Raw genomic sequence first — 12,674 nt, 5'->3', positions numbered from 1 at the left:
GGCAGAGGCGAAGCGACTTGTCGGCGCGTCATTTGAATCTCACTCCGCTCCAGATAGTTGAGCTGACGAAGAAGGAAATTTGATAGAAACAAAACACACTTTGCGTTTTGTTTTCGGTAGTTTGCCAGAATCCGCCTCATAACCAAACTGATAGTTTGTGTACTCTTAGTGTTGGAGATTGAAAACTTGGGCGCATGCCCCGAGTAGTTGCAAACAAGCCCCAGCCACTGGACTCCGCGTCCGGCAAAGAGCTGGAGCGTCTGCAACAAGCATTTGGCGAGCATCTGCGCGCCTTACGGCACGACCGCCTCATCACGATCGAGCAACTTGCGGAGTTGGCCGGCTTGCACCCCAACTACGTTGGTTCTGTTGAACGCGGCGAGCGCAACTTGTCGCTCTTCAACATTTGGAGGCTGGCCGGCGGCCTGGAGGTCTCGGTCTCGCAACTTGTGGAAACGCTGCCCGCGCGGGTGGTCAAGCGTGTCCGCCGAGCCGGCTAGCAGCCCCAGTCGCACTCAGACAAAGTACGTCGTCGAGCCGAGTAATCCTCCGACCATCGACAGGCAGTGCAGGCATCTATTCGACAGGGTGCCCCGCAGGGAACCTGTCGCCGGCGTGGGCGCGAACTCGTCGGGCTACGCCCGCCGACCTCCCGCCCACGCCATCCTTCTCATCTTGATTGACGCGGTCTTCTCATCCTGATTGCCGCGCCGCAAACGGCACCCCGCTGGTCACCGGCATCGCCTGGAACCCGCTGGGCCAGCCCACCGCCTGGACCTGGGCCTTTGCGAGCCAGAGCCTGAGCGCAACGTCGGTCACCCGGAGGGGGAGGAGCACGGTACAAAATCGAAGAAGCAGCGCGGAGCGGGGTTGAAAGGCGCGCGTGGTGCACGAGGTGTCGGTGGATTGTTGATATGGGACATCATCAACGGAATCTGTGACGAGACTCCAGGAGTCGGAGGTTGTGAGGTCGTCAAGCCATCCCCGCCGCCACCACATGAACAGCTAAGTTTGAAGGGATGGAATGCTGATGACGTCGTGGGAAACGCGCTGTTCGACCAGAAGCGCTTCCTGGAGGCAGCTGCGGCTTACTTTCCAGTCCGCGGGCGTCGAGATCAGTTGGGGCGCAAGGCTCGCTTGAACTTCAAAATGGCAAGTGCGATGGCAAGTCCGTGAAAAGGCGGCGGGTGCATAGCCTCCTTCGCAGCGGTAGTTCGTTCTTTCAGCGCGGGTCGGCGGCTTCACGTTCAGTTGCTGAGCCACAAAGCGAGCAGTGCGAGCAAGTACACAAGCACCAAGAAGCAATTTCCGGGTAGCTGGCTGCGTTCCATGTGCGTTCTCCAGTGAGGTGGACAACCGGCGCCGCTTGTTTTCCTGTCTTGGAACAAAGCGTTTCGCCGTGAAGTCACTGTAGAAGTTGCGCCGCACGCGCGCATGAGCGGTACGCACCTTTTCCGGGGAGACAAATGCCCTCACTGCTGCTGCCACGACAAAGAGCCTCCCAGAGACCACCGGCGGCCACACCATTGTTCTGACCTGCAAGTCCTACAGCGGCGTCCGGTGGCGATGGCCCCAGCCGCCATATCCGGGCGGCTGCGGCCGTGTGCTTTCAAAGCCCGTAATACTTGTCCACCGTCCCGCTGTACGCATCGTCGTACTCGGGCACGCGGTCGCTCGCATACTTCGGCGCACCTTCGATCTGCGCCTTGGTCAACGGCACCACGTAGCCGTCCTGCGAGGTGTCGTACTTCAGCATGGACCAGGGAAGCGGATAGCGGTCCGTGCCCATGCCCAGGAAGCCGCCGAACTCCAACACCGCATAGCGGACCTGGCCCGAGATCTTGTCGATCATGAGTTCATCGATGCTGCCGAGCTTGTCTCCCGACGTGTTGTAGACGGATGTCCCCTCGACACGCTCTGACGAAATAACTGGATTGGCGCTCACCATGGAAAAGTCTCCGGCCGGCATTTCTGGGGAATGACGGCATAGATTGCAATGCCCAGGATTGCAACTTTCGATCTAGAAAACTCCCGCCGCATCGGCCAAGAGACCGTCGTGTTGTAGGAGGCTGTCTGGCACCCGGGTGCAGCACGAGGCAGCGCCTAGTTCGGCAGCTTCGGCGCCTTCTTTTCGCGTGCGCCGATGGCCCCGGACGCTGCAGCCCGCACGATGCGCCTGAAGGTCGGGCACTCCATGTGACTGGGCGCGGGGCAGGCGACCGCGTGCCGCAGGCCGTCGCGCATGGCGCTCAGTTTGCGGATGGTGCGGTCGAGCTCTTCGGCCTTGGCCGCGAGCATCTGCCGGTCGATGCGCGGCCCGCCCTCGGGCGCGAACATGCGCGCGATCTCGTCGAGCGAGAAGCCCGCGGCGCGTCCCACGGCGATGAGCGCCAGGCGCTCGAGCACGCCGGCGTCGAACAGGCGGCGCAGGCCGCGCCGGCCGGTCGAGGCGATCAGCCCCTTTTCCTCGTAGAACCGCAGCGTCGATGCGGGGACGCCGGATTGCTGTGCCACTTGGGCGATGTCCAGATGTTGTGTTGCCACCTCTTGACCTCAAGTCGACTTGAAGTTGCACAGTCTAGCTTTCGCCTCTTCAGGCAAGCCAAGGACAAACCATCATGGACATCACAGAGCAGCAACACAACGAACAAGCCGCCCTCTGGAACGGCCGCGGCGGCCGCGCCTGGGTCGACGAACAGGAGTCGCTCGACCGGTTGTTCGCGCCGTTCGAAAACCTGCTCGTGGACGAGGCGCGCGCCGCCTCCGCGCGCCGGGTGCTCGACGTCGGCTGCGGCACGGGCGCCACCACGCTGGCCATTGCACAGGTGCTTGGCGCGGCGGGGCAATGCGTCGGCGCCGACATTTCCGAGCCGATGATTGCCGCCGCCCGGGTGCGCGCCGAACGGGCAGGCGCGGCGGCAAGCTTCATCTGCGGCGACGTGCAGAGGCACGCCTTCGAGCCGGCAAGCTTCGACCTGATCGTTTCGCGCTTTGGCGTGATGTTCTTCGACAGCCCGGTGCAGGCCTTTGCCAACCTGCGGCATGCTGCGAAGGATGGCTCCGCGCTCCGGGCCATCGCATGGCGCAGCGCCGCAGAAAACCCGTTCATGACGACGGCCGAGCGCGCCGCCGCGCCGCTGCTTGCGAACCTGCCGGCGCGCAAGCCGGGTGCGCCGGGACAGTTCTCCTTCGCGGACCGCGATCGGGTGGCGTCCACCCTGGCGGAGAGCGGCTGGGCCGGCGTCGACATCCGGCCGATCGATGTCGAATGCACATTGCCCGAGAACGCGCTGCATGGCTATCTCACGCGACTCGGGCCGGTGGGCCTGGTTCTCCAGGATGCGGACGAGCGAACGCACACGCGGGTCACCGAGGCCATGCGCGCGGCATTCGAGCCCTATGTGCACGGCAGCGAAGTTCGCTTCACCGCCGCCTGCTGGATGATCGGCGCGCGGGCGCCTTCCGCATCGGCCATGGACAAGGAGGCCGACCATGCCTGAAGCCCTTGGCTATCTGGTGTGCGCCGTCGTGGTCGGGACTGGCGCCACGGTGGCGATGGACCTCTGGGCCGTCATTCGAAAACGGCTGCTCGGCGTACCCTCGCTCGACTACGCGCTGGTGGGCCGCTGGTTCGTTCACCTGGCGCGTGGGCGCTTCTGGCACGACCCTATCAGCGCATCGCCGCCCGTGGCACGCGAGCGGCTGATCGGCTGGGCGGCCCACTACCTGACGGGCATCGCCTTCGCGGCCGTGCTGCTCGCGTTCTGGGGCCTTGGCTGGGTTTGCCGGCCGGCGATCGGCCCGGCGCTCGCCGTCGGCATCGGCAGCGTGGTGGCGCCGTTCTTCCTGATGCAGCCGGGCATGGGTGCCGGCATCGCGGCCAGCCGCACGCCGCGCCCTGGCGCCGCGCGCTTTCACAGCCTGGTCACGCACGGGATCTTCGGGCTCGGGCTCTATGCGGCCGGGTGGGGCGCGAGCCTGCTGCTGGAACGGTTGCAATGGCGCGGCTTCTGTTGAAGCGATGGCTCAGCCCAGCAGCCGTGGCACGGCTTGCACCGCAAGCGCCCCGATGATTCCCTGCGCCGTCACGCAATGCCACATCAGCGCGGTGTTGTCGATGGTCGCGCGGGCCGCGGGCTGCAGCCGGCCCGACCACGAACGCACGAGCACATAGCCGCCCATCAGCATCAGCACGGCGATGTGGAAGGCCTGGTAGCCCAGCAGCATGCCGACGGAGGCGCTCCAACCTTGCGCGCGCGGGTCGAGCCCGGCGAACTGGTGGCCGCCGATGTCGAGCGCGGCCGCGCCGGCGGCGCAGGCCATGGCCAGCGCTGCAAGTATGCGCAGCCAGCGCTGGCCGCGCGCATTGGACGTGTGCAAGCTGCGCGTGGCCAGCGCCATGGCGCCCGAGCCGGCCGCGAGCAGCAGCGCCGCGCCCAGCGGCCAGCGCATGGCCGGCAGCGCGGCGCCGGGCGGCGGACACACGTCGCTGGCCATCGACAGGTGCACATGGGTGTACAGCAGCGACACGAAGATCGTCATGTCGACAGCAATCAGCACGATCATGGCCCACCACGTGTGCGATGCCCGCCCATGCGCACCGACCGGCAGGTGCACGCCATGGCCGACGTCGACCGTGGCCACCGGCGGCGGACGGTCGGAGTCCCACAGCCAGCGCAGGATGCATGCGACCGCGAGCACGCCGCAGGCAAACGCGGGCAGCGTCTGCGACACCGTGAGAAGCAGGAAGAAGCCCGCCGTGCCCGCTGCTGCTCCCAGCGGCCACCAGCTGTCGGTCGGCAGGCGCAGCAGGTGCATCGGCCGCGCGTCGCGCAGGCTGGTCACCAGCGTTTCGCGGCCGCCGAAGACGGTGCCAGGCAGCCAGTGGCGTCCGGCCTCCACCTCCTGCGGCAGCGCGGGCTGCCGCCACAGCGGATAGCGCGAATCCACCTGCGGAATGCTGCGCACGCCGTATTCGCGCGGCGGCAGCCATTCGAGCGTGCCCGCGCGCCAGGGATTGGCGTGGTCCTGCTGGGGCCGGCGCAGCGTGCGCGCCGCGTCCACCATGAAGAGCAGCATGCCGGCCGCCAGCGTGTAGGCGCCGAGGGTGGACAGCATGTTGAGCGCGTTCCAGCCCAGGTCGCCGGCATAGGTGTACACGCGCCGCGGCATGCCGAGCATGCCCGCGATGTGCATCGGGAAGAACGCCAGGTTGAAGCCGCCGAACATGAGCCCGAACACCCAGCGGCCCCAGCGCTCGGAAAGCCGGTGGCCGTTGAAGACCGGTGCCCAGTAGTAGAAGCCCGCGAACACCGGAAACACCATGCCGCCGATGAGCACGTAGTGCAGGTGCGCGACGATGAAGTAGCTGTCGTGCGCCTGCCAGTCGAAGGGCAGCACCGCCACCATCACGCCGGTGAGGCCGCCCAGCACGAAGATGAAATGAAAGCCCAGCAGGAACAGCGTGGGCGCATTGAGCGCGACGCGCCCGCGCCAGAAGGTGGCGATCCATGCGAACACCTGCACGCCGCTCGGTATGGCCACGATGAAGCTCGCCGCCGACACCACCAGCAGCGAGAGGTTGCCCAGGCCCGCGGTGAACATGTGGTGCGCCCACAGCGCGAAGCTCACCGCGCCCACGCCGATGAGCGCCAGCACCACCGCGCGGTGGCCCACCAGCGGCGTGCCCGCGAGCGTGGCCACCATCATCGACACCATGCCGGCCGCGGGCAGGAAGATGATGTAGACCTCCGGGTGCCCGAAGAACCAGAACAGGTGCTGCCACAGCAGCGGATCGCCGCCGCGCGCGGGAATGAAGAAAGGCCAGTCGAACGCGCGCTCCAGCTCCAGCAGCATGGTGGCCGCGATCACGGCGGGAAACGCGATGACGATCATCAGCGCGGTCACCAGCATGGCCCAGGCGAAGATCGGCATGCGCATCAGTGTCATGCCGGGCGCGCGCGTGAACAGCACGCCCACGATCAGCTCGACGGCGCCCGCAATGGCCGAGATCTCGATGAACCCGATGCCCAGCAGCCACCAGTCGGCACCGCGCCCGGGCGAGAATTCCTTGCCGGTGAGCGGCGGATACATGAACCAGCCGCCATCGGGCGATACGCCGAAGAACAGCGTGCAGAAGAAGGCGATGCCGCCGATGGCATAGGCCCAGAACGCATAGGCCGAGAGCAGCGGAAAGGGCAGGTCGCGCGCGCCCAGCATGCCCGGCAGCAGGTAGATGGCCACGGCCTCGACGATCGGCACCGCGAACAGGAACATCATCACGGTGCCGTGCATCGTGAAGAGCTGGTTGTAGGTGCCGGCATCGATCAGGTGGTTGTCGGGCACCGCGAGCTGCGTGCGCATCATGAGCGCCAGGATGCCGGCCAGCACGAAGAAGAGCATGGCGGTGGCAATGTAGAACACGCCGATGCGCGTGTTGTTCACCGCCGAGAGCTGCCGCCAGCCGGCGGGCGGGCGCCACGCACGCTCGAGCGCCTCGCGCTCGCCTGCGGGGCGCGGCGGCAGATTCGAAGTATCTTCTTTGAGAGCCTGCGTCATTTCAGTTGCGCGAGCCAGGCCGCGATGGTTTGCAGGTCGGCCTCGCCGATGCGATCGCCGGAGGAGGGCATGCGCGCGCCCGGCTTCAGCTGCTGCGTGTGGGCCACCCATGCGGCGAGCTGCGCGGGATCGTTCGCCACGGTGCCGGCGCCCAGGTGCAGCCGGCTGCCCACGTGGGTGAGGTCGGGGCCGAGGCGGCTTTCCTCGCTCACGTCGCGCACGGTGTGGCAGGCGTTGCAGCGGTGCGCGAGGAAGGCCTCGCGGCCTCGCTCGACCTCGGGCGATGGTGTGGTCGCCGGCCTTGCCTGCGCCGCAAGCCATGCATCGAAGGTCGCGGGCTCCTCGGCCACCACGTGCAGCGCCATGCGCGCATGCTGTTCGCCGCAGTATTCGGCGCACTGCCCGCGCCAGACGCCGGGCCGGTCGGCCTGCAGCTGCAGGTGCTGCACGCGGCCGGGCAGCATGTCCATCTTGCCGCCGAGCGAGGGCACCCAGAAGCTGTGGATCACGTCGGCGCTGCCAAGGCCGAAAAAGACCGGCCGGCCGACCGGAATGCGGATCTCGTTCGCCGTGACCACCTCGGCGCCGCTGGCGGGGTCGCGATAGCGCACCTCCCACCACCACATGTGGCCCGTGACGCCGACGATCAGCGCACCGGGCGGTGGAATGGGCCGCCATGGCGGCCGGTGGAATTCGCTATAGGCGAAGAGCGCCGAGAGCACCACCGTCGGAAAGGCAAGGCCGCCGCCGAGCACCCACCAGCGCGTGCTCACCTTGCCGCCGCCCCGGCGGCGAACGGCGAGCACGAGCAGCAGCATGACGCCGGCGAAGATCAATGCGCCGCCCACCGCCAGCACGCCGCTCACTTCGAGCAGCGTTTGCGCAATGGGGCCGGCGGCCCGCAGGGCGGATTGGGGCAGGCCCTCGCTCGCGGTGTTCATTGTTCGAGCGCGAGCAGGTAGGCCGCCATGTCGCGTGCATCGTCGGGCGAGACGCCCATCGCCGGCATGAGGGTGCCCGGCACCACGGCGGCCGGCGCGACGATCCAGCGCACCAAGGCGTCGGGGCCGTTCGGCACCTGGCCGGCGATGTAGCTGCGGCGGCCGAAGGCGGCGAGCGTGGGGCCCGTGCGGCCGCGCGCCGCCTGCACATCGGGGATGGTGTGGCAGCTTCCGCATTGGTACTGGGCCAGCAGCAGCCTTCCGCGTTCGCGCTGCGCGGACGGCGCCTGGCCGAAGGTGAGGCTGTCCTCCCCGGGTGTGCATCCGCCCGAGAGCATCGCCAGCACCAGCAGGGCGAACGGGCACACAGCACGGCATGACGGGGCGGCCACCATACCGCGATTCTGCGGATTGGAATGCGGCTTGCGCCGACACGGCGGCGCCGGTGCGCGTCGGACAATGCCGCCAATTGAATGCCGCCGATGGGTGCACCCAAGACCGTTCTACTCACTGTCGCCGCGCTGGGCCTTGCGGGCGTGGCGGCGGGCGCGCTGGTGGTGTATGGCGGCCTCTACGACGTGGCGGCCACGCAGCAGCATTTCCAGCCGGTCTATTCGCTGCTGGAAACCGCCATGCACCAATCGGTGAAGATGCGTGCCCGCAACATCGAGCCGCCGCGGCTCGACGATGAGCGGCTGGTGATGCGCGGCGCGGCCTGCTTTCGCGACAAGTGCGTGCAATGCCATGGCGCACCGGGTGTCGCGCAGGGCGATATCGGAAAGAGCATGCAGCCGCTGCCCGGGCCGCTGGTGGATGCGCGGCACCACTGGAAGCCGCGCGAACTCTACTGGCTGACCAAGCACGGCATCCGCATGAGCGGCATGCCGGCCTGGGAGTTCAGGTTGTCCGAGGAAGACCTGTGGTCGGTGGTGGCGTTCATGGCGCGCCTGCCCGACCTCACGCCGCAGCAGTATGCCGAAGCGACGCGCGTGGAGCCCACCGGTGCGCAGGGCGCGCCAACGCGGCCGGCATGCGGGCCGGCCGCCGACGCGGCACCGCTGCGCGTGGCCGATGCGAAGCGCGGCGCGCGCGCGCTGCACCAGTACGCATGCAGCGCCTGCCACACGATTCCGGGCATCACGGGCTCGTCGCCGAACGTGGGGCCTCCGCTCACGGGCATGGGGGGCCGTTCGTTGATCGCGGGAAAGCTCGCCAACACGCCCGACAACATGGTGCGCTGGCTGCGCCATACGCACGAGGTCGATCCGCTCACGGCCATGCCGGAGATGGGCGTGTCCGAGCAGGACGCGCGCGACATCGCCGCCTACTTGGCGGCGCTGCGCTGAACATTTCTAGAATTTGGCCGCGTTGCTTTCGTCATCGACCGTGGCGATGCGCAACCGGGCGCGCTCGTGCTTGATGACGAGCCTGGCGCACTGCTCCTGCGTGGAGGCGTCCGTGGGAGGCTGCTCGCTGCAGTCCACGAGAAGCTGCGACTCGGTGAAGTCGAGGCCATGAAGAACCTCCTGGCCATGCGAATTGATGGCCAGGAGGTTGTCGGCCGACAGCTGGGCGCGCAGGGCTTCGGAAATAGCGAGCGTCTGCAAGGACTTCACCGTTTCCTGGGGCCTGGTGCCGGGGGTGTCCGCCATTACTTCTTCATCGCCTTGATATCGGCCTTGCCCTTGGCCTCTTCGGCCTTGGCTTCCTTCACGCAAGCGTTCTTGGCATCGCCCTTCTGGTCGTCGCACTTTTCCTTGGCAACGCTGTAGGCAACTTCCACCTTGGCCTCTGCGACCTTGCGGGCATTGCCGTCGCTGGGCTTCTGCTTCTGCTCGAGTTCGGCCTTGGCAATCTTTTCCTTGCCCTTGGCTTCTTCCATGCAGACATCCTTGGCGTTGTCCTTCATGGCATCGCAAGCCGCCTTGTCGGCCTTGTAGTCGGCCGAGATCTTGTCGCGCGCGGCCTTGTATTCGGCCACGGCCGGATCGGTGGCCGCCGCGGGAGGCGTGTTCACTTGCGCATGCACCTGGACCACTGCCATGCAGGAGGCTGCGGCGCACATCAATAACAGTTTCTTCATGGTTGAACTCCTTGACACCGGTGGTTTTTCTTGCAGAGGAGGATCCGGCGTCTGGGGTCAATATAGAAGTCGGCGGCGGCGCAGCGGTAGGACGCCTTGCGAAGCGGCCGTAAGCACATGCTGACGCTTCCCACGGGGCCCGGGCATGCGACGGCGGGGGCGTCGGCGGTGCCTCCGGCCGGCTTGGGCGCACGTCCTACCGGCGCGGCCGGTGCGGCGTCCACACTGCCTGGAGAGCGACTGACAGGAGATCGCCATGCAAAAAAAGCCTCACGCGTTGTTCGCCGCCGCGCTGCTGTGGGCGGCTGTGATCATTCCAGCGGGTGCGCAGACTCCGCCGCCGCATCCGGCCGAGATCGACCCGGCCATCGTCGAATACGGCGCTGCGCGGGAACGGATCGACGCCAACCTGAAGGGCGCGCTGGAACAGTGCGAAAAGCAGGTCGAGCCCGCCCGGGTGGTCTGCGTCAAGGAAGCGCAGGGCCGCCAGAAGATTGCACTGGCCGAGCTCGACCATCAGCGCAGTCCCAGCGACGCCAATGCCCGCAGGCTCGCCGAAACGCGGGTGGCGGTTAACTACGACGTGGCCAGGGAGAAGTGCAACGAGCGGCAGGGCGGCGACAAGGCCGCGTGCCTGTCGCGCGCGAGCGAGGAAGAATCGAAGGCCCGGGCGGGCATCAAGACCGGGCAGTAGCAGGAGCGACAAGGTTCATCACGCTGTCGCGCTGGCCCAGTATTCCCGCATGGTGGCCTTGATGGTCCGCATCGCTTCGGGATCACCCTGCCACAGGGCCAACAGATAGGACTTGGCCTGGGCGAGCGAAACATCGGGCGGCAGCGGCGGCACGGCGGAATCGGTGACCATTTCCAGCAGCATCGGGCGGTCGGCCGCAAAGGCGGCGTCCCATGCCGGGCCGATGGCCTCGGGCGTGTCGACGCGCAGGGCCGCAAGCCCAAGCATCTCCGCGAAGCGTGCATAGGGAAAGTCGGGCAGTTCCTGCGAGGCATTGAACTTGGGATCTCCGCCGAGCACGCGCTGCTCCCAGCTCACGAGGTTGAGGTCGCGGTTGTTGAGCACCATGACCACCAGGCGCGGATCGGCCCAGTCGCGCCACATGCGCGCCAGCGTGATGAGCGCATTGAGGCCGTTCATCTGCATGGCGCCGTCGCCCAGCATGGCGACCACGGGCCGGTCGGGATGCACCAGCTTGGCCGCAATCGCATAGGGAAGGGCCGGGCCCATGGTGGCCAGGCCGCCGGACAGGCTGGCCTTCATGCCGCGGCGCAGCTTGACGTCGCGCGCGTACCAGTTGGCTGCGGTGCCGCTGTCGCATGTGAGCACCGTTTCTTCGGGCAGGCGCGGCGACAGCTCCCAGAACACGCGCTGCGGATTGACCGGCGAGGCCTGCACATGGGCGCGCGCCTCGAGCACGCGCCACCAGCGCGCCACGTCGGCCTCGATGCCTTGGCGCCAGGCGCCGTGTTCCTTGTGGTCGAGCAGCGGCAGCAGGGCGGCGAGCGTGGCGCGGCTGTCGCCGACCAGGCCCAGTTCGGTGGGGTAGCGCAGCCCGATGGCGCGGGGGTCGGTGTCGATCTGGACGCAGCGGGCCTGCCCCTCGGGCGGCAGGAATTCGGCGTACGGGAACGACGAGCCCACCATCAGAAGGGTGTCGCAGTCCTCCATCATGCGCGAGCTGGGCCGCGTGCCGAGCACGCCGATGGCGCCGGTCACGAAGGGAAGATCGTCGGGCACCGCCGCCTTGCCGAGCAGGGCCTTGGCAATGCCGGCGCCGAGCCGCTCGGCCGTGTGGATGAGCTCGTCGGTGGCATGCAGGGCGCCTGCGCCCGCCAGGATGGCCACCTTGCTGCCGGCGTTGATGATGTCTGCCGCATGCCCCAGCGCCGCGGCATTCGGCACCGTGGCACTGGCCGTGCTGCCGATGCCGCTGTGCACGGTGCCGTGCTTGCGCGGCGGCACCGGCACCGCCGGCAGCTCCTGCACGTCGTTGGGGACGATCACGCAGGTGACCGCGCGGCGGTCGCGCGCGATGCGCATCGCGCGGTCGATCAGGTGGCGAACCTGCTCGGCGCTGGTGGCCATCTGCACGAACTCGTGCGCCACGTCCTTGAACAGCGAGACCAGATCCACCTCCTGCTGGTAGTCGCCGCCGAGCGCGCTGCGCTGCTGCTGGCCGACGATGGCGACCACCGGCTGGCGGTCGAGCTTTGCGTCGTACAGGCCATTCAGCAGGTGGATCGCGCCTGGTCCCGAGGTGGCCAGGCAGACGCCCACCTCGCCCGAGAACTTGGCATGCGCGCAAGCCATGAAGGCGGCCAGCTCCTCATGGCGGCTTTGTATGAACTCGATGGCGCCATCCGCCCGGTCGAGTGCGCCCATGAGGCCGTTGATGCCGTCGCCGGGGTAGCCGTAGACGCGCCGCACGCCCCAGTCGTGCAGGCGCTGGACCACGAAATCGCTGACTGTCTTTTTCATCGAGGCTCCAGTTCATTGCCGGGCGTTGCCCGTGGTGTTTCATTCGTTGCGGATGACGCTGATCTTGCCGTCGCTCTCGAGCCGGGCGATGCGCACCAGGCCGAGATCGTCAACGCCTTCTTCACGCAGCTTTCCCATCAGTTCATCGACGGTGATGCGCTCTTTCCTGAGCGTTCGCGCGACCAGCTTGCCGTGCCGCACCAGCGGTTCGGGCGGCGGCTCTAGGAGCCGCGCGACGAGTTCGTAGCGGTAGCCCAGCAGGTCGAGCAGGTAGTTCCAGGCGATGAGGGTGCCCAGCAGGGCCAGGCCATTGGTGATGGATTTGTATTCGCCCTGCATCGCGCTGCTCGAGGCGTCGGCCACGAGCACGATGAACAGCAGGTCGGCCATGCTCATCGAGCCGATGTCGCGCCGCAGGACGAAGCGGAAGATCACCAGGAGGAACCAGTAGATCGCGCTGCCGCGGATCACCATCTCCAGCAGCGGCTGGTCGGGGGAGAACAAGTCGGACAGGTTCATGTGTGCCCTTCGGCGGCGAGGGCGGCCACCTGCACCGCGATGTTCCGCGCGGGCCGCGCCTGCGGGTGTCGTGCAATCG

16 protein-coding genes are annotated in these 12,674 nt (G+C 67.4%); 5 read left to right on the top strand and 11 right to left on the bottom strand.

Features of this window, described 5'->3' with window-relative positions; translation table 11 throughout:
- The first annotated feature begins 194 nt into the window (after window positions 1-194).
- Window positions 195-500, top strand: a complete 306-nt coding sequence (locus tag L1081_RS10300) for a helix-turn-helix domain-containing protein (protein WP_489416320.1) — start codon at window positions 195-197, stop codon at window positions 498-500.
- Window positions 501-693: 193 nt separating this feature from the next.
- Here the strand turns inward: L1081_RS10300 and L1081_RS10295 are convergent, their stop codons facing one another.
- From L1081_RS10295 to L1081_RS10280, 4 genes are all read right to left on the bottom strand, one after another.
- Window positions 694-837 carry a hypothetical protein gene (locus L1081_RS10295; RefSeq protein ID WP_155248066.1) on the bottom strand — a complete coding sequence of 48 codons (144 nt, stop codon included), beginning with the start codon at window positions 835-837 and terminating at the stop codon, window positions 694-696.
- 168 nt (window positions 838-1,005) lie between these two features.
- Window positions 1,006-1,488 (bottom strand): hypothetical protein, encoded by a 483-nt coding sequence (locus tag L1081_RS10290; RefSeq protein ID WP_489416319.1) that lies wholly within the window; start codon window positions 1,486-1,488, stop codon window positions 1,006-1,008.
- Window positions 1,489-1,609: 121 nt separating this feature from the next.
- A complete protein-coding gene (locus L1081_RS10285) occupies window positions 1,610-1,948 on the bottom strand; it encodes a PRC-barrel domain-containing protein (protein WP_125964896.1) in 339 nt (112 codons plus the stop codon).
- Window positions 1,949-2,103: 155 nt separating this feature from the next.
- Complete coding sequence (locus L1081_RS10280) at window positions 2,104-2,544, bottom strand: MerR family DNA-binding protein (protein ID WP_489416318.1); 441 nt, start codon at window positions 2,542-2,544, stop codon at window positions 2,104-2,106.
- Between the two features lie 74 nt (window positions 2,545-2,618).
- Between L1081_RS10280 and L1081_RS10275 the strand changes: the two genes are divergently transcribed.
- Window positions 2,619-3,500 carry a methyltransferase domain-containing protein gene (locus L1081_RS10275; RefSeq protein ID WP_489416317.1) on the top strand — a complete coding sequence of 294 codons (882 nt, stop codon included), beginning with the start codon at window positions 2,619-2,621 and terminating at the stop codon, window positions 3,498-3,500.
- A complete protein-coding gene (locus L1081_RS10270) occupies window positions 3,493-4,017 on the top strand; it encodes a DUF2938 family protein (protein WP_489416316.1) in 525 nt (174 codons plus the stop codon). Before L1081_RS10275 ends, L1081_RS10270 begins: the two co-directional genes overlap by 8 nt.
- A 9-nt stretch (window positions 4,018-4,026) precedes the next feature.
- Here the strand turns inward: L1081_RS10270 and L1081_RS10265 are convergent, their stop codons facing one another.
- The 3 genes from L1081_RS10265 to L1081_RS10255 are packed head-to-tail and all read right to left on the bottom strand — an operon-like array spanning window position 4,027 to window position 7,894.
- Window positions 4,027-6,558, bottom strand: coding sequence for a cbb3-type cytochrome c oxidase subunit I (locus tag L1081_RS10265; RefSeq protein WP_489416315.1), 2,532 nt, complete (start codon window positions 6,556-6,558; stop codon window positions 4,027-4,029).
- On the bottom strand, window positions 6,555-7,499 hold the full coding sequence (locus tag L1081_RS10260) for a c-type cytochrome (RefSeq protein ID WP_489416314.1): 945 nt from the start codon (window positions 7,497-7,499) through the stop codon (window positions 6,555-6,557). The genes L1081_RS10265 and L1081_RS10260 overlap by 4 nt, the downstream gene beginning before the upstream one ends.
- Entirely contained in the window at window positions 7,496-7,894 is a 399-nt protein-coding gene (locus tag L1081_RS10255) for a c-type cytochrome (protein ID WP_489416313.1), read from the bottom strand. The genes L1081_RS10260 and L1081_RS10255 overlap by 4 nt, the downstream gene beginning before the upstream one ends.
- Before the next feature lie 87 nt (window positions 7,895-7,981).
- On the opposite strand from L1081_RS10255, the gene L1081_RS10250 reads away from it, so the two are divergent.
- On the top strand, window positions 7,982-8,845 hold the full coding sequence (locus tag L1081_RS10250; RefSeq protein WP_489416312.1) for a c-type cytochrome: 864 nt from the start codon (window positions 7,982-7,984) through the stop codon (window positions 8,843-8,845).
- A gap of 6 nt (window positions 8,846-8,851) precedes the next feature.
- Here the strand turns inward: L1081_RS10250 and L1081_RS10245 are convergent, their stop codons facing one another.
- Together L1081_RS10245 and L1081_RS10240 are read right to left on the bottom strand one after the other, a co-directional pair.
- The gene (locus tag L1081_RS10245; RefSeq protein ID WP_489416311.1) at window positions 8,852-9,151 is read right to left on the bottom strand and encodes a hypothetical protein; all 300 of its coding nucleotides are present in this window, start codon (window positions 9,149-9,151) and stop codon (window positions 8,852-8,854) included.
- Window positions 9,151-9,582: a hypothetical protein gene (locus L1081_RS10240; protein ID WP_489416310.1), complete on the bottom strand. Its 432-nt coding sequence runs from the start codon at window positions 9,580-9,582 to the stop codon at window positions 9,151-9,153. Before L1081_RS10240 ends, L1081_RS10245 begins: the two co-directional genes overlap by 1 nt.
- A 256-nt stretch (window positions 9,583-9,838) precedes the next feature.
- Here L1081_RS10240 and L1081_RS10235 point away from each other — a divergent pair, with 256 nt between their 5' ends.
- Complete coding sequence (locus L1081_RS10235) at window positions 9,839-10,276, top strand: hypothetical protein (protein ID WP_489416309.1); 438 nt, start codon at window positions 9,839-9,841, stop codon at window positions 10,274-10,276.
- Between the two features lie 18 nt (window positions 10,277-10,294).
- Here L1081_RS10235 and L1081_RS10230 read toward each other — a convergent pair whose 3' ends face one another.
- Window positions 10,295-12,076 carry a thiamine pyrophosphate-requiring protein gene (locus L1081_RS10230; RefSeq protein ID WP_489416308.1) on the bottom strand — a complete coding sequence of 594 codons (1,782 nt, stop codon included), beginning with the start codon at window positions 12,074-12,076 and terminating at the stop codon, window positions 10,295-10,297.
- 39 nt (window positions 12,077-12,115) lie between these two features.
- Window positions 12,116-12,595: a YetF domain-containing protein gene (locus L1081_RS10225; protein WP_489416307.1), complete on the bottom strand. Its 480-nt coding sequence runs from the start codon at window positions 12,593-12,595 to the stop codon at window positions 12,116-12,118.
- Window positions 12,596-12,674: the final 79 nt, after the last annotated feature.

The organism is Variovorax sp. MSC1_012 (assembly GCF_023667525.1).
Lineage (GTDB): Bacteria > Pseudomonadota > Gammaproteobacteria > Burkholderiales > Burkholderiaceae_C > Variovorax > Variovorax beijingensis_B.
Note: the sequence above shows the minus strand (reverse complement) of the source record. Positions and strands in the feature narration are given on the sequence as shown.